Source organism: Chryseobacterium sp. VD8, assembly GCF_037149975.1.
Lineage (GTDB): Bacteria > Bacteroidota > Bacteroidia > Flavobacteriales > Weeksellaceae > Chryseobacterium > Chryseobacterium indicum.
In genome coordinates, this window is the sequence record NZ_JBBCQL010000025.1 from 14,606 (window position 1) to 30,731 (window position 16,126).

Annotated in this window: 15 protein-coding genes; 10 read left to right on the top strand and 5 right to left on the bottom strand. The window is 36.4% G+C overall.

From position 1 onward, the window contains the following. Positions 1-193 precede the first annotated feature (193 nt). Genes WFK35_RS04845 through WFK35_RS04855 form a run of 3 tightly spaced genes read left to right on the top strand, consistent with a single transcriptional unit; the run spans position 194 to position 2,060 of the window. Positions 194-1,519 (top strand): hydroxymethylglutaryl-CoA reductase, degradative, encoded by a 1,326-nt coding sequence (locus WFK35_RS04845; RefSeq protein ID WP_336731604.1) that lies wholly within the window; start codon positions 194-196, stop codon positions 1,517-1,519. Positions 1,520-1,521: 2 nt separating this feature from the next. Further along, positions 1,522-1,677 (top strand): hypothetical protein, encoded by a 156-nt coding sequence (locus tag WFK35_RS04850; protein WP_336710963.1) that lies wholly within the window; start codon positions 1,522-1,524, stop codon positions 1,675-1,677. Then, entirely contained in the window at positions 1,674-2,060 is a 387-nt protein-coding gene (locus WFK35_RS04855; protein ID WP_336731605.1) for a DUF423 domain-containing protein, read from the top strand. The genes WFK35_RS04850 and WFK35_RS04855 overlap by 4 nt, the downstream gene beginning before the upstream one ends. 302 nt (positions 2,061-2,362) lie before the next feature. Here the strand turns inward: WFK35_RS04855 and WFK35_RS04860 are convergent, their stop codons facing one another. From WFK35_RS04860 to WFK35_RS04875, 4 genes are all read right to left on the bottom strand, one after another. Further along, complete coding sequence (locus WFK35_RS04860) at positions 2,363-3,916, bottom strand: TolC family protein (protein ID WP_336731606.1); 1,554 nt, start codon at positions 3,914-3,916, stop codon at positions 2,363-2,365. 406 nt (positions 3,917-4,322) lie between these two features. Beyond that, the gene (locus WFK35_RS04865; RefSeq protein ID WP_290264804.1) at positions 4,323-5,639 is read right to left on the bottom strand and encodes an HlyD family secretion protein; all 1,317 of its coding nucleotides are present in this window, start codon (positions 5,637-5,639) and stop codon (positions 4,323-4,325) included. A 5-nt stretch (positions 5,640-5,644) separates the two neighbouring features. Then, positions 5,645-7,318 carry a peptidase domain-containing ABC transporter gene (locus WFK35_RS04870; protein ID WP_336731608.1) on the bottom strand — a complete coding sequence of 558 codons (1,674 nt, stop codon included), beginning with the start codon at positions 7,316-7,318 and terminating at the stop codon, positions 5,645-5,647. A gap of 10 nt (positions 7,319-7,328) precedes the next feature. Further along, a complete protein-coding gene (locus WFK35_RS04875) occupies positions 7,329-8,006 on the bottom strand; it encodes a TetR/AcrR family transcriptional regulator (protein WP_336731609.1) in 678 nt (225 codons plus the stop codon). A 167-nt stretch (positions 8,007-8,173) separates the two neighbouring features. Here WFK35_RS04875 and WFK35_RS04880 point away from each other — a divergent pair, with 167 nt between their 5' ends. The 6 genes from WFK35_RS04880 (at position 8,174) to WFK35_RS04905 (ending at position 14,878) form a co-directional block, all read left to right on the top strand. Next, positions 8,174-9,085 (top strand): alpha/beta hydrolase, encoded by a 912-nt coding sequence (locus WFK35_RS04880; protein WP_336731610.1) that lies wholly within the window; start codon positions 8,174-8,176, stop codon positions 9,083-9,085. Between the two features lie 103 nt (positions 9,086-9,188). Further along, positions 9,189-10,139, top strand: coding sequence for a hypothetical protein (locus WFK35_RS04885; RefSeq protein WP_336731612.1), 951 nt, complete (start codon positions 9,189-9,191; stop codon positions 10,137-10,139). Positions 10,140-10,332: 193 nt separating this feature from the next. Continuing rightward, the gene (gene sucC, locus WFK35_RS04890; RefSeq protein WP_076390839.1) at positions 10,333-11,523 is read left to right on the top strand and encodes an ADP-forming succinate--CoA ligase subunit beta; all 1,191 of its coding nucleotides are present in this window, start codon (positions 10,333-10,335) and stop codon (positions 11,521-11,523) included. Positions 11,524-11,635: 112 nt separating this feature from the next. Beyond that, complete coding sequence (locus tag WFK35_RS04895; protein ID WP_336731614.1) at positions 11,636-12,130, top strand: hypothetical protein; 495 nt, start codon at positions 11,636-11,638, stop codon at positions 12,128-12,130. Positions 12,131-12,206: 76 nt separating this feature from the next. Beyond that, the gene (locus WFK35_RS04900; RefSeq protein ID WP_336731615.1) at positions 12,207-12,656 is read left to right on the top strand and encodes a hypothetical protein; all 450 of its coding nucleotides are present in this window, start codon (positions 12,207-12,209) and stop codon (positions 12,654-12,656) included. A gap of 17 nt (positions 12,657-12,673) precedes the next feature. Further along, a complete protein-coding gene (locus tag WFK35_RS04905) occupies positions 12,674-14,878 on the top strand; it encodes a reprolysin-like metallopeptidase (protein ID WP_336731617.1) in 2,205 nt (734 codons plus the stop codon). 53 nt (positions 14,879-14,931) lie between these two features. Here WFK35_RS04905 and WFK35_RS04910 read toward each other — a convergent pair whose 3' ends face one another. Next, positions 14,932-15,813, bottom strand: coding sequence for a mechanosensitive ion channel family protein (locus WFK35_RS04910; protein WP_235129652.1), 882 nt, complete (start codon positions 15,811-15,813; stop codon positions 14,932-14,934). A gap of 99 nt (positions 15,814-15,912) precedes the next feature. On the opposite strand from WFK35_RS04910, the gene WFK35_RS04915 reads away from it, so the two are divergent. Next, on the top strand, positions 15,913-16,126 hold a 214-nt coding region (locus WFK35_RS04915), incomplete at its 3' end, for a redoxin domain-containing protein (RefSeq protein ID WP_442891998.1).

Sequence of the window (16,126 nt, forward strand, 5' to 3'; positions counted from 1 at the left end):
TCTTATTTTTTAGTTCATTTAATTCTAATGTGACTTAAGTGTTTAAAAAAAAATAAACTTAATTAGATTTAAAATTTTATATTTTCCGTTCAAATTTAATTCCAAAATTGATAAAAGTCAATCTTTTTTGATAGAAGTTATCAACAGTTTAAAGTGACAAATTTAGTATATTTACGCTCATTAAATTTATGTTATGAATCATAAACCCGTTGAAGGTTTTTCCAAATTAACAAAACAGGGGAAAATCGACTGGCTCGTAAACGAGTATCTTGAAGGAAACGAAGAATATCAAAATATATTAAACCAATACTGGAACGAAAATGCTGATTTGCAGAAGCTTCACGACGAATTTTCTGAAAATACCATTTCCAATTTCTATATGCCTTACGGAATTGCTCCGAATTTCCTCATCGACGGAAAACTATTTGCGCTTCCGATGGCAGTGGAAGAAAGTTCTGTAGTAGCGGCAGCTTCAAAGGCAGCAAAATTCTGGATTGATAAAGGAGGTTTTAAAACAACGATCATCAACAACGAAAAACTGGGACACACCCATTTTATTTTTAATGTTGAATCTCATAAGCTGCTTCATTTTTTCAATTTTAAACTGAAGAAAAAATTACTGGAAGCGACGGAAGACATAACAGCGAATATGAGAAAGCGCGGTGGTGGGATTTTAGACATTAAACTGGTCGATAAAACATCCGAAATGCCCAATTATTATCAGTTGAAAGCAAGTTTTGATACAGTAGATTCGATGGGAGCCAACTTCATTAATTCCTGTCTGGAACAGTTTGGTAAAACTCTGAAGCAGGAAGTTGCGGTAAGTGAAGATTTTTCTCAGGAAGAAAAGAATTCTCTGCAAATTGTGATGAATATTCTGTCCAATTTTACTCCGGATTGTATCGTAAGAGCTGAGGTTTCCTGCAAAATTGAAGATCTGAAAGACGACAGTGGAATTTCCAACGAAGAATTTGCATGGAAATTCAAACAGGCGGTAACGATTGCTGAAATTGAGCCTTTCCGTGCGACCACTCACAATAAAGGAATTATGAATGGAGTAGATGCGGTTGTTATTGCAACAGGAAACGATTGTCGTGCAACGGAAGCCTGTGCTCACGCCTACGCAGCGAGAAATGGGAGATATTCTTCTCTTACGCACTGTACAACAGACAACGGAATTTTCAGATTCTGGATCGATCTTCCGATTTCTGTAGGGGTTGTTGGCGGTTTAACGAATCTTCATCCTTTGGTAAAATTCTCTTTAGCGCTTCTCGGAAAACCTTCGGCTCAGGAATTAATGAGTATTTTGGCGGTTTCCGGACTGGCTCAGAATTTTGGAGCGTTACGATCTTTGGTGACGACTGGAATTCAGAAAGGGCATATGAAAATGCATTTGCTGAATATTTTGAACCAATTGGGCGCAACAGAAGAAGAAAAACAACATTTTGTGACGTATTTCAAAGATAAAACGGTGAGTCATCACGAAGTGATCAATGAGTTTAACCGAATGAGAGGATAATAATGTTTGGAATTATTGTAGCTGCTTTTATGCTGGCTTTCGGAATTTTTCTGAAACTGACCAAAAATCCGGGGTTCGCTCAGAATAAAAAATTCGCATGGATTTTTATCGGAATCGGACTCGTATCATTAATATTCAAGATTTTAAATTATAAATGAAAACAATAACATTAATTTTCGGAGCTGCTTACGGGATGCTTTCCGTTATTCTGGGAGCTTTCGGAGCACACGCTTTAAAGAAAATATTATCTGTGGAAAGACTGGAAAGTTTTGAAACAGGCGTGAGATATCAAATGTATGCTGCATTTTTTCTATTAATTGCAGGTTACATTTTAAAATTTGAAACCAAAACCGAAAACTGGATTTCTTGGTTGATGATTTTCGGAACAATGATTTTTTCTTTCAGTATTTACGGATTGAGTATGCAGGATTATTTCGGGATGAATCTGAAATTTCTCGGACCGATCACTCCGCTTGGAGGATTACTGATGATTCTGAGCTGGACGTTGCTGATCTTTTACTTCGTGAAGATGAAAGGTTAAAAATAAAGAAACTTCAGTTTGAGATAAAATTTAATGAATCGCAAGGTTAGACAAGGGTTTTAATTCTTCATTTTTCAGATATTTAAGTTAAACGAAGGCGTAAACTTATCAAAGAAATACAAAACTTTGTATTTCGTTACTAAACGAAGTGCCTTTGTTTTTCTTAAAATAGTTCCCAAAAAATGAAATTTCTTTGTATCCCTTTGCGGCAAATTAATAAACACAATCAATCAAAAACATAAAAATCATTTTATCTTAAAATAAATTAAAAAAGGAATTCTGACCGCAGAATTCCTTTTTTATTACCTCAAAAAATTTTCATTCAGCCATTTCAGCTTATTGTAGCTTTTCAGGAATTTAGCTTTTAGTTCAATGTTTTTTTCTCTCGCATCCAATAATTTATTTTCTCTGGAATTGATCAGGAATAATGAACTTTCCCCATTGCTGAACCTAGTTTCTTCCGCATTCAGAAGTCTTTGGTAATTATTCAGATTTTTGGTGGAAATATCAATTTGGGTGAAATAATTATTCACTTCATTTTTATAGGTTTCAATTTTCGTGCTCAGTTCACGGGTTTTAAGCTGAGAATCCTGCTGGTTTTGAGAAATTTTCAGCTTGGCAATTTCATAATCTGCTCTTGCCTGTCTTTGAAATAGGGGAATCTCCAGTTTCAGTCCGTACTGAAAATTATTATCAAACAAAGGAAGAAAATCGGCACGGTAATTTTCTTTATTGAAAATATTATACGTAAAATCCAGTTTCGGAAGGAAGCTTTGCCATTTCAGTCTTTTTTCACTTTCGAGGATATTCTGCTTCTGAAAATAATATTCCAGTGAAGCGTGGTTCTGTAGCTGTTTCGATTCTAAATTCTGCACAAGAAATTCATAATCGGTATATCCGGAATGCTCATCAAGACCCGAAGATGGAAAAATAAGCTTTGAAATTTCGTAAAACTCCTGATTTTCTTTCCAAAGATACATCTGAAGTTCCTGCGTACTTTTCACAAAACTTAAATAAGCATCTCTTTCCTGAAGCTCAAAACTCTGCAATTGCGAAGAGGCTTCCACTGTATCTATTGCCGGTCTTTCTCCAAAATCGTAAGTCTTTTTGGTAAGTTCGAGTCTTTTTCGATTAATTTCTACCGCAGATTTCTGCAATTTGTAGATCTCATAATTTTTCACCCATTCCCAATACGTATTTTCAGCATCCAAAAGAAGTTCATTGGTGAGAACGGTCTGTTCTGCTTCTGTCATTTTCAAGCCGAATTTTGCCTGATCGAGCATTGCTCTTCTTTTATCATACAGAAGGTTTTTTGCCAAAGGAATCGTAACTCCGAATTGGTATAAACCTCCTTTCGTTTCGCTGCTGTTGAGTTTTTCGCCATCCAGATAATTGTAACTTCCGGTAATGTCAATTCCGTACCAAGTCGGAATGCCAAGTTCTACATTTCTCTGTTCGTAATATTTTGTTCCGTCAATATTTTTCTCCCCCAGTTTTCCTGCGAGTACCGGATCAAAATTTCCTCTCGCCTTGGTAATTTCAGCATTGGCAATTTTATTCTGAAGCTGATATTTAAAAGCTAACGGATGATAATTTTTTACAATATTCAGAAATTCCTGATGCGAAAGTTTAAGAGAATCCTGCGCAAACGAAAACTGAATACACAACAGAATGAGAAGTGTGGTAACTATTTTTTTAGCATAAGCAACATTCATATTTCTATTTATTTGGGCAGCTATTCCGCCCTCCGTTCCCGCTTTTTGCTCGTCGTTCCTCCTCACAAAAAAGCTCCACTCAGGTCGGGCTGCACCAGTATAGTGGAAAAAATACTCAAAAATAAATTGTAAGTAATTCATAAACAAAGTTTTATTATGAGTTTTGCGTTGTTTTTTAATTTTATTTTTAATAAAAAAGGCTTTCCTTCGTCAGGCTCAGGATAAACTAAGCTCAGCCTGACAGTATGTAAATAAATCAGTTCGTATTAGAAATGTCATCCTGAGCTTGTCGAAGAATCTATGAACTAAACTGCCTCTACTGTTAGAGTTTATACAAATTAGTAAAATTTGAAATTATCAATAAGATAGGGCTTTAGCCCATTCACAAATAGAACGATTTAGTTGGCTTTAGCCAAAGCCTGTTTTAAATTTCAGCTAAAGCCTGTGTAAAACGTCCCTGTTGATATCGGGCTAAAGCCCGACACTATTGATAAAAAATAAACTCCATTTATTGATTTCTGAATATTTCCTGTAACGATAAGTCAGATTATTTTTTAGACTTTTCATCTTTTGCAGATTTTTCGGTTTTTACTTCATAATAATCGGGCGGGAATCCGTTGATGTTTCGCCACAGTTCGTACCAGATCGGAACGTCATTAAGAATCGCAATTCCCTGAACTCCGGTTCCCATCTTGATTTTCGGAGGCCATTGTTTTTCATTTTTATCCTGAATTACCAAAGCTTTGAACATTCCGTTTGCGCTGATGTTGTTTTCTACTGCAATTACTTTTCCTGCAAAAGTTCCATAGCTGGAATTCGGCCAACCGGAAAAGACAATCGCCGGAAAACCATCGAAAATACACATCACGCGCTGTCCTTCTTTTACCAGAGGCAAATCGACGGGTTTAATGTAAATTTCAACAGCATAATCTACTTTTTCTGGAACAATAATTCCAATGCTTTCACCATCTTTCAGTATTTCCCCGATTCCGGCTTTATTGATCTGCACAACCTGTCCGTCCTGAGAAGCGATCACGAAATACAAGCCTTGTCTTGCTTTGTAATTCGCAACCTGATTTTCAAGTTTCGCAATATCGCCGTCGCTTCCTTCAATCTGTCCCATACTTTGGAAACGTTCTCCTTCCGTTTTGCTCAGTTTCTCATTATAATCCTGAATGGTAGCATTTTGTTCGATGTTTACATTCACGATTTCCTGTCGGGTTTGTGCCAGTTTATTTTCGGTTGCCGTTTTTTTGGCTAAAGCATTCTGATAAGAAACACTTCTTTGCTGAAATTGGGTAAGCGAAACCAAACCTTCATCGTACATTTTCTTCTGTCTTTCGTACTGGTCGGAACTCATTCTCAGTTCGTTTTTTGCTGCTTCCAGTTCGGCTTCTTCTCCGGCTAATTTATTATTAAGCTGACTGATTTTCACTTTAAGCTGACTCAATTTTAAATCTCTGGCAGAATTTAAAGCCTGCAACTGACTATTGGTGGTTCCAACTTTGGCTTCGTAATAGTCTCTAACTCCTTTTTTGGCTTCTACCTGCATTTCGGTTCTTTTCACCAAAAGCGGATCCAGATAATCTTCTTTTACTTCGGAAAGCTGAAGAAGCGTATCTCCTTTTTTTACATAATCCCCGTTTTTCACATACCATTTGATGATTCTTCCGGGAATCGGAGAATTCAATTGTTGTGGTCGCTGTTCCTGATAAAGCGTACTCACATTTCCCATTACCTTGATATTCTGTGTCCACGGTAAAAACAGAGTGATAATTCCGCCAATCAGGATGAAAAGAAACCATCTTTTAACCCTTGATTTTCTATGGATGTGGTATATTTTATTGACTGACTTCAGTTCCATCTTTTTTAGTTTTTGTTAAATAATTTTTTCACATTTCCATTTTCTACCTGAAGATGCTGATCGGCTTCCAGAATAAGATTTTTATCTTCTGAAACAATAATAATGGTGGTTTTTTCTTTTAGTTTTAAAAGATATTCCGTCATTTTAGTTTTAAATGTATCATTCATTCCGTCTAAAGGATCTTCAAGGATTAATAATCTTCTTTCGCCTGCCAAAGCTCTCAGGAGAAGAATTTTCTTTTTGGAGCTGAACGAAATTTCCGTATCGGTTTCGCTGACGTTGGTGAAGAATCCGTTGCTGAACTGGCTGGAGAAATCTTCGACGCCTATTTCTTCTGCAATTTCCAGAATCTGTTCTGCGGAGGTTTCATTTTGTCCGAGAGTGATGTTTTCGTAAACCGTTCCTTTAATGATTGTCATGTCTTCCAGATACATCCCGATCTGGCTTCTTAACGATACTTTATCAATATTTTTTAAAGGGATTTTATCAAATAAAATACTTCCGGAAGTCGGATCATAAAACCCGGTCATCATATTCAGCAGTAAAGATTTTCCTGCGCCGAGCTGCCCTGAAATGATGGTTAAACTATTTTCCGGAATTTTAAAATTGATGTTTTCCAGAATCCTGTGATGATCGTTGAAAGCAAAATTTACGTCTTTAAATTCAACTTCAAAACCATCATTGTTCTGATCGAAAGTAATTTCCCCGAATTTTTCTTCCTGAAGCGTGGTTACTTTATTCAGTTTTGCCAAAGCTGCAATAACGTCGTAATAGCTTTCAAGACTTATGATAAGCTTTTCCACAGCCGCCATAATGCTCAGAACAACGATTTCCGTTGCGATAAACGCTCCGATGTTAAGTTGCTGATTCACCAAAAGGTAAGTCCCGATCACAAGCATCACCAAAGTAATCACCACTTTAAAAGCAATAATAGTTTTATACTGGAAAACCAGAACGCGGAAGTGCGAAGTTCGGTCGTCGAGATATTTTACCACTCTTTCATCGGTTCCTGAAAGATGTGCTTCTGTTTTGGAATTCAGCTTAAAGGTTTTAATGGAAGCCGCAATATCTTCAATCCAGGAAGCTACTTCGTATTTTTTGTCGCTTTCTTCGATGCTGGATTTAATTCCGCTTTCCATGGTAAATCTGAAAATAATGATTACGCAGATCACCACCAAAGCTCCGAATACCAAAAACCACGGATGGTAAAAGGAAAGAAGCAGGATTCCGAATAAAATCTGGATTAAAGCGGTCGGAATTTCAAGTAAGATTTTAGAAATTCCTTTCTGGAGATTCTGGGTATCGAAAAAACGATTAACCAGTTCTGGAAGATAATATTTCCGCGTGGCTGAAAGATTCACTTTCGGAAGTTTTTCGGCAAAAGCAAGGGAAAATTCAACAAAAATTTTCTGCTGAATTTTTTCGATGATCTGCATTACTTTCAGTCTGAAATAGCCGACAAGCCAGGTTCCCAGAACTACAAAAGCGATCAGAATATAAATAGAAGTTGCCATTGTAGCTCCCATTACAAAACTGACGATAGACTGTATTCCAAGCGGAACGCTCAACTGAACAAGACCATTCAGGATGGCATAAAAATAAATATTGGTGACATCTTTCTTTTCCTTCGTGACGTATTTGAAAAGATTGTAACCGTGCTGTTTAGGAGAAGTTTCCATTTGTGTTTTATTATTTTATAAGGTTAAAGGTGATAAAACGCAGATAATCCAAAACATACTTTTTGTGATCTATTTTATTGATATGATTGTCGGTAAGTTTCGGAAGATGTTCGCTGAAAAACTGCTGATCGTGAGCGGTTTCCAGTAAAGTGCTTGCAAATGATTTCGGATAAGGGAAATCCGGTTTTGCTTCTGCAATGATGTCTCCGATAAATGCGCAAAGACTTTTTAACGGACTGAAAACCATTTCTTTATTGATTTCGTCGACTTCTTTTACCAGATAAGCTTTGCTGCTTTCTGCAATAACGATATTGTGAAGTTTTGTAAGGTCATAATCCTGAATTTTATCATCGGTTTCATCATTATGCGTGATGATTTCGAGGATTTTTTCCATTTTTTGCTGAGGTTCTTTAATTTCCTGAAGCCTCAGTTTGGAAATGAATTCAATGTAAGACCAGTACCAGTTGAGAATATAGGTAAGAAGTTTATGTTTTGAAGAAAAATACCGGTAAACTGTCGCCTCTGTTGAGTTGATCTTTTGGGCTAATTTTTTAAAAGTAAAACTTTCAAAACCGGTTTCGTAAATCAGTTCAATTGAATTTTTGACAATGGCACGTCCGATCTCGCTGTTTTCGGGATCTTTAAGGTAAAGGTGTTCGTTGACTTTAAATTTTACTTGAAATTCCATGATAAATTAAATAACTATATTTTTTGATAGCAAAATATATACCGAAAAATGTTTTAGTATTATTTATAATAGTAATACTATTATTTTGAATTTTCTATGAACAATGTTCCAATATAAAAAGACTGTTTTTTTAAGCTAAAAATTATCTTTGTAATAAATAATATAAGATGTATAGATTTTTGCTAATTGTTGTGGTTGCTCTATTTTCCATAGTTCAGGCGCAGATTCCGAAAGTGAGCAGCGGAAAGATTGAAAGAATATCAGATTTTAAATCTCAGTTTGTAACACCGAGAAACATCGATGTTTGGCTTCCTGAAAATTATTCAGCATCTAAGAAATATGCAGTTCTGTATATGCAGGACGGACAAATGCTTTACGATTCTGATCTCACGTGGAACAAACAATCCTGGAACGTGGATGAAACTGTTGCGGAACTGATTAAATCCCAAAAAATACAGAATACCATTGTTGTAGGAGTGTGGAATGATTCCAAAATGAGGCATTTCGATTATTTTCCGCAGAAACCTTTTGAAAGTTTATCCGCAGTGGAAAGAGATACCGTTAATCATCAATTGAAAAAAGCAGGAAGAGCCAATGAAAAGTTTTCTCCCAATTCAGACAATTATTTGAAGTTTTTGGTGAAGGAGCTTAAACCTCTGATTGATAAAAAATATTCAACTTTTCAAGACAGATCTCATACTTTTATTGCCGGAAGCAGCATGGGCGGATTGATTTCGATGTATGCCATTTGCGAATATCCTCAGATTTTTGGCGGAGCAGCCTGCCTTTCCACACACTGGACGGGAACTTTTACCAATGAAAATAATCCTTTTCCTGAGGCTGCTTTACGCTATTTAGACAAAAAATTACCCGATCCGAAAACTCATAAAATCTATTTCGACTGCGGAAATCAGACTCTAGATGCGCTGTATCCTGAAATTCAGAAAAAGGCAGATGCAATTATCAGAAAGCATGGTTATTCTGAAAAGAACTGGAAAACGTTATACTTTCCCGGTGAAAATCACAGCGAGGAAGCATGGGCAAAAAGACTTTCGAAGCCTTTGGAGTTTCTTCTTTGAAGAGAATTTTAGATAAGCAGTTTTTTTCAATAATCAGTATTTCTGGATTTTGATTGTTCATAAAATCAATGCATCTTTGAGATTTAAATGTAATTAATAACACATGAGTTATAGAACGTACAATATTATTATCAAAATTAACGAAGAATCAGAGAAGGAAGATCTGAAAAATAGGTTGACCGAATATTTTAAGTTTTACAATATCAGAGAATTTTTTACACCTTTTAGAGGGATTGTCTGTCAGGCGAATAACAAATTTAAGGAATATTCTTTTGAACAGTTTCCGGATCAGTTTTTCCGGAATCAGGATGAGGTTGAAGACTATTATTCTGAATCTGAAAATCATGCGCTTGAATTTTCTAAGAAGAACGGAGATCTGGAAGTGGTGTATGTGGAAGTAGATTGTTTCGGAGGAAGATGTGCTTCAAATGGTTTTGTGATACAGAACGGTGTGAAAACCCAAAATGAAGATGTTTTTCATTCCGCACACATGAAACTGCTTCATGCGATTGATTCCCAATATGATTCATGGCACTTTTATCCTTTCACCAGAACTTTTTTTACTGATAAAGGCGGCATCAACGGTGAAATCCTGAATTTTACTTTTCTGGCGGTTCTGATGGCTTTTAATATGGAAGTAGAACACAATCCAGACTTTGAGTTTAACGCGGCAGAAAATGAAATGCAGATTCTTCTTAAAGATAAGTTTGAAATTTATCTGATGAATCTGGGAAGAGAAAGAATTAAAGTATTGGGAAGATTATTCGATAACAGGGCAGAAACGATTAATGAAGTAAAAAACCTTTTAAACGAAGCATTGCAGGGATTGGAGTATTATATAGAAATAGATAATTTTGAAAACGGAGAGAAAGATTCGGTTTCCAGTATTTCCAGAGAAAAGTTTCAAAGTGTTGCCAGAGTGAGTTACAGAGCGCAGATTTTTAATGAAATAAAAATTGATTTTTCGCCTGATGTAAAAGAACCTGTTAAGAATGTCACAACAAAGAAGGAAGGTTTTTTCGGTAAAATTTTTAAAAATATTTTTGGAAAATAAGTACAGTTGCCTTTGGTTACAACATTTTAGGAAGGGCAAATTTACAATATAATTTTGGGGTAATTTACATTTTATTAAACTGATAAAAAGCATCCTTACAGACATTGCTTTCTTTAAAATAAAAGTTGATAATTCATCTGTTTTTATTAAATTTGTCAACCTTTAACTATTAAAATAAAATAATAAAAATAATATGAATCTTCACGAGTATCAATCAAAAGAGATTTTATCAAAGTATGGAGTAGCTATCCAACGTGGTTTCGTTGCAAACAACGTAGATGAAGCTGTAGCTGCTGCTGAAAAACTAACTGCCGAAACAGGCGCACAGGGATGGGTTGTAAAAGCTCAGATCCACGCAGGTGGCCGTGGTAAAGGGGGTGGTGTAAAGTTCTCTCCAAACATGGATAAACTTAAAGAAAACGCTCAGAACATCATCGGAATGCAGTTGGTAACTCCACAAACTTCTGCTGAAGGTAAAAAAGTAAATTCTGTTTTGGTTGCAGAGGATGTATATTATCCGGGAGAAACGGAAACTAAAGAATTTTATGTTTCTATTCTTTTAGACAGAGCTGAAGGTAAAAATACAATCGTATATTCTACTGAAGGTGGGATGGACATTGAGCACGTTGCTGAAGTAACACCTCATCTGATCCACAAAGAAATCATTGATCCGGCTTTGGGACTTCAGGGTTTTCAGGCTAGAAAAATTGCTTTCAACTTAGGTCTTGAAGGGAATGCTTTCAAAGAATTCGTGAAATTCATCGGTTCTCTATACAATGCGTATACAGGAATTGATGCATCTCTTTTCGAAATCAACCCTGTGTTGAAAACTTCTGATAATAAAATTATCGCAGTAGATGCTAAAGTAACTTTGGATGACAACTCATTGTTCCGTCACAAAGATTTAGCTGAGCTTAGAGATACAAGAGAAGAAGATCCAATGGATGTTGAAGCTGGTGAAGCTGGTCTTAACTTCGTAAAACTAGACGGTAACGTTGCTTGTATGGTAAACGGAGCAGGTCTTGCAATGGCAACAATGGATATCATCAAATTATCCGGTGGTAACCCTGCAAACTTCCTTGACGTAGGTGGAACTGCAGATGCACAAAGAGTACAGACGGCTTTCGGAATCATCTTAAGAGATCCAAATGTAAAAGCAATCTTAATCAACATCTTCGGAGGTATCGTAAGATGCGACAGAGTTGCTCAGGGAGTTGTAGACGCTTACAAAGCAATGGGCAGCCTTCCGGTTCCATTGATCGTAAGATTACAGGGAACTAACGCGGTTGAAGCTAAAAAATTAATTGATGAGTCTGGTCTTCCGGTTCACTCTGCAATTACTTTGGAAGAAGCTGCAAACAAAGTAAAAGAAGTTTTAGCATAAGACTGAAATTTTTAAAATACATTAAAACCGTTTCATTTTTTTGGAACGGTTTTTTCTTTTTTCATCAAATTAAAAATCTTTTGTAATTTGTCGCTGAAAAACTTAATATGCCATGAAAAATATACAAATTCCGAAACCGTGTTCAGAAAACTGGGAAATGATGTCTCTGCAGGAAAAAGGACGATTCTGTTCCGTCTGTAATAAATGTGTGATTGATTTTACACAGAAACAGCCCAACGAAATTCTACAAATCATCGATGAAAAGCAAGATGAAGAAATCTGCGGAAGATTTTATAATCATCAGTTGAATACTGCTAATCCATCTGAAAAGATAAGAGTTCAATTCTTTAAACATATTCCTGCTCATTTTCAAAATAGCAGAATCGCATTAACTCTTCTTTCCGTTATTTTATTTTTAACGGGCTGCTCAAAACAAAAAGAAGAGTCTTACGCAACGACAGATCTTCTCATGATGGAAGAAGATTCTATCCCTGAAAATAAAAATTATGTAATAGGCGAGGCTAAAATAAACGAAAGCGATTCCTGTGCGAAAATTTCGAAAAAGGTTAGTTTAATAACGAAAGACACATCTTCAAAAAATAGATAACTCAAAATAAAGAAAGTGATATAATTAAATAAGTTATTCATTTTAAAATTGTTATCTTTACAGGAAAGGCTTAAAAATGAGACTGCGTTTATCCTTTTTTCTCTTTTTATTTCTTACTTGTCAATCTCAAATTGTCAGCCATTACTCCCTGTCTCACGGAAAAGAAATTCAGTTCGAAGATAAAAACCATTATCCTTTTTCTTTAATTCAGAAAGATTTTTTTGTGATTAATTCTCAGAAAAAGATGGATGAAATTTTTAAACTTATTCATCAGAAAAATACAGGAAACAGATTTTCGCCTGTTCCTTCCATCACTGAAGATGAAACGTATATTATTGTAAGACCTCAGTTAAAAAACTCCAATGATATTTTAATTGAAGCCATTACTTTTGATAAAAATATCCTCTGCATAAAAGCAAAAGAATTCAGCAATCCGGATTTTGATGAACAAAGCAGAATTCCGCCAGATATTTTATTAAAGCTAAAAGAAAATTTGCTTATTAAAAAAGTCACCATGCAATACTAATATATAAAATTACTGTCATGAAAACTAGAACCTTTATCGTCTCGTGCCTTTTGATTGCAGCACAGGTTTTTGGTCAGCAGAACTACTGGTCGAAACTACAAGAAACAAAAATAGAACGGGAAAATCTGAACCCGAGATGGACGACTCCCAATAATTTTTCTCTATATCAAGTTGATCTGGGAAAAATTAAATCCGATCTTAAAAAAGCACCCCAGCGTTTTTCGGGAGATGAAAGCCTTATGATTAAATTTCCGGATTCTGACGGGAAAATAAGAGATTACATCGTTCAGGAAGCTTCTGTAATGGAGCCGGAACTACAGGCGAAATTCCCTGAAATACGTTCTTACACAGGCTGGCAAAAAGAGCATCCCGAAAATACAATCCGTTTCAGTGTTACCCCTTCTACAGGAATCAGTGTGATGTATTTTGATAACTGGGAAATCAGTTATCTCGACAGTTACACAAAAGACAATTCTGCATTTATTTTATACAAGAGAAAAGATCTTCCGAAAAACGACCGGCTTTTTGAATGTCATGTCGAAAACGAACTGGATAACTTAAAAAGCAACGGAACAGCCAATAAAGCCCCTCTGGTTTCGGACGGACAGTTCAGAAAATACAGACTCGCTCTCTCTGCGACAGGAGAATATACCACGTTTCATGGCGGAACAGTTGCTCTGGCAATGGCAGCAATGGCAACAACAATGACCAGAGTAAACGGAATTTATGAAAAAACGATCTCTACAACCATGATGATGATCGCGAACAATAATCTGTTGATTTATACCAATGCAACAACAGATCCTTTTACCAATGGAAACCCAAGCAGCATGATAAACGAAAACCAGACCAATACAACGGCGGTCATCGGAACTGCGAACTACGATATTGGTCATGTTTTCGGAACAAACAGCGGCGGTTTGGCAGGATTGGGAGTGGTATGTGTTTCAGGCAGTAAAGCAAGAGGCGTTACAGGTTCCGGAGCTCCGATTGGAGATCCTTTCGATATCGATTATGTTGCGCACGAAATGGGACATCAGTTTGGAGCAAACCACACATTCAGAGCGGCAACTTCTTCATGTGCCGGTAACTTCAATAACGCGACTGCTTTCGAACCGGGAAGCGGATCTACGATTATGGCTTATGCAGGGATCTGCGGAGCAACCAATAATGTTCAGAATAACAGTGATGCTTACTTTCATGCGGCAAGCGTTTTGGAAATGTACGCTGTTTTGCAGAGAGCTTCAGACTGCGCCGTAAAAAATTCTAATAGCAACGGAGTTCCTACCGCAGATGCCGGAGCAGATTATACCATTCCGCAGGGAACTGCTTTTGTCTTAACGGGAACAGGAACAGATCCGGATGGAGATCCTTTAACCTACCTTTGGGAACAGTATGACAATACAAGCAATACGCAGCCTCCGGTTTCCACAGGAACAGCCGGACCGGTCTATCGTTCTTTAACTCCTACTGTTTCTCCGTCAAGATATTTTCCTGTGCTGAGTTCGGTGGTAGCGAATAATCTTATCCCGAAATGGGAAGTTACTCCAGGTGTTGCAAGAACTCTTAATTTTTCTCTTTTGGTAAACGATAATAAAGCAACAGGAAATCAGGCAGCAAGAGATGTTATGGTGGTTACCGTAACGAATGACGGACCGTTTAAAGTAACTTCTCAGGCTACGACAGGAATAAATTATAATGGAAATACTTCCGTTCCGGTAACATGGAATGTAGCAGGAACAAGTACAGGAGCAATTAGTACACAGAACGTATCTATTTTACTTTCTAAAGACGGTGGTTTAACGTTCCCGACTGTTTTGGCAGCAAGTGTTCCGAATAATGGTTCCGCTAATGTTACGATGCCAAATGAAAATGTTTCGTCTGCGAGAATTATGGTAAAAGCGGTGGGAAATATTTATTATGCACTCAATACATCGAGTTTCTCTATTACTCAGGTTGTTCTTACAACGGCTGAAACTAACGTGAGAAACTTCTCGATTTATCCGAATCCTTCTCATGATGTTGTCAATATCAGACTTAAAAATTCATCACAGAAAGCAGATTATACGCTTTACGATGCTTCAGGCAGATTAATTAAAGGCGGAAATTTCAAGGGTGAAACTCAGGTAAAAGTTAATGATCTGATGAACGGAAATTATGTGATCTCTCTGGTTTTTGAAAATGGGGAGAAAATAACAGAAAAATTAATCATTAAAAAATAAATTACTGATTCATAAAAACAGAAAAGCAACCACTATTCGGTTGCTTTTTTTATTTAGTCCTGATTTTCGTTGATTAAATGATCTCCGTTCGTAATACTGATACTTGTAGGAGTAACAAGCTGAATTCCGTCCTCATCAAGACGCTGTTTGATCTTTAAATAAGCTTCGCTCTTGAGCTGAACCATATTCGCGCCCACCTTCATCCAGAATTTAGCCTGAATATTGAAAACACCCTGTTTCAGATCTGTAAAAATAACTTCTGCAGTATCCAGTTTATCTACATTTTCGAGATTTTTAATAATGTCGAGCATTCCTTTTTGTGCTTTTGAAATATCTTCATCGGCAGGAATTTCGAAATTTAGAATAATTCTTCGCTGAGGTGATGCGGTAATGTTGTAAAATGGGGCATTAAAAACCACCTGATTCGGGATGTAAGCTTTCTTTCCGTCGTCTGTAATAATTTTAGTCGTTAAAAAACCAATTTCCTGTACGGTTCCGGAGTGGGTTCCTATCGTAATATAATCTCCTACTTTAAAGGCTTTATCTATTCCGATCAGCATTCCTGAAAATATACTGGACACCAGATCTTTTAATGCAACCCCTGCAATAACCCCCGCAACTCCTAAACTTCCGATGAATTTCCAGAGAAAACCGCTGAAACCCATAATTTCCAGCGCAATAAACGTTCCCATTACCATAATCAGAAATCTGAATACGCTGATTAATGTAACCAGTGAACTTTCTTTTTTGCTTTTCGGAAAAAATTTGTGGAAAAGTTTTACGGCGCCCTGACTGAGATATTTACTGGTGAATAAAAAGAAAGAAAATACCAGAATTCCCACAATAAGTTTTGGGGTAAGTTCTGCAAATTTCAGATACCAGTTCTGTATTACATTATAAACAACATCGATATAGCCTAGACCACTTTTCTCCATGAATAAAAAAAATTTTAGTTAAAGATATAATTTTTAAACAAAAATTTTGCCAGTTCCAAAAACTCTACTAAATTTGTGGACTAATAAGAGCAAAATATTATGTCAATTAAACTAGGAGATACCGCACCCGATTTTCAGGCAGAAACTTCTGCCGGAGATATTAATTTCTATCAGTATTTAGGAGATTCATGGGGAATTCTGTTTTCGCATCCCGCAGATTATACTCCGGTCTGTACTACAGAACTTGGATATACTTCGAAATTGAAGGAGGAATTTGATAAGCGCGGAACCAAAGTAATTGCGCTGAGTGTGG

Excerpts from the sequence above, each read along its gene's own strand:
- WFK35_RS04845 (WP_336731604.1), top strand. The coding sequence starts at position 194 with ATGAATCATAAACCCGTTGAAGGTTTTTCCAAATTAACAAAACAGGGG.
- WFK35_RS04850 (WP_336710963.1), top strand. The coding sequence starts at position 1,522 with ATGTTTGGAATTATTGTAGCTGCTTTTATGCTGGCTTTCGGAATTTTT.
- WFK35_RS04855 (WP_336731605.1), top strand. The coding sequence starts at position 1,674 with ATGAAAACAATAACATTAATTTTCGGAGCTGCTTACGGGATGCTTTCC.
- WFK35_RS04860 (WP_336731606.1), bottom strand. The coding sequence starts at position 3,916 with ATGAATTACTTACAATTTATTTTTGAGTATTTTTTCCACTATACTGGT.
- WFK35_RS04865 (WP_290264804.1), bottom strand. The coding sequence starts at position 5,639 with ATGGAACTGAAGTCAGTCAATAAAATATACCACATCCATAGAAAATCA.
- WFK35_RS04870 (WP_336731608.1), bottom strand. The coding sequence starts at position 7,318 with ATGGAAACTTCTCCTAAACAGCACGGTTACAATCTTTTCAAATACGTC.
- WFK35_RS04875 (WP_336731609.1), bottom strand. The coding sequence starts at position 8,006 with ATGGAATTTCAAGTAAAATTTAAAGTCAACGAACACCTTTACCTTAAA.
- WFK35_RS04880 (WP_336731610.1), top strand. The coding sequence starts at position 8,174 with ATGTATAGATTTTTGCTAATTGTTGTGGTTGCTCTATTTTCCATAGTT.
- WFK35_RS04885 (WP_336731612.1), top strand. The coding sequence starts at position 9,189 with ATGAGTTATAGAACGTACAATATTATTATCAAAATTAACGAAGAATCA.
- sucC (WP_076390839.1), top strand. The coding sequence starts at position 10,333 with ATGAATCTTCACGAGTATCAATCAAAAGAGATTTTATCAAAGTATGGA.
- WFK35_RS04895 (WP_336731614.1), top strand. The coding sequence starts at position 11,636 with ATGAAAAATATACAAATTCCGAAACCGTGTTCAGAAAACTGGGAAATG.
- WFK35_RS04900 (WP_336731615.1), top strand. The coding sequence starts at position 12,207 with ATGAGACTGCGTTTATCCTTTTTTCTCTTTTTATTTCTTACTTGTCAA.
- WFK35_RS04905 (WP_336731617.1), top strand. The coding sequence starts at position 12,674 with ATGAAAACTAGAACCTTTATCGTCTCGTGCCTTTTGATTGCAGCACAG.
- WFK35_RS04910 (WP_235129652.1), bottom strand. The coding sequence starts at position 15,813 with ATGGAGAAAAGTGGTCTAGGCTATATCGATGTTGTTTATAATGTAATA.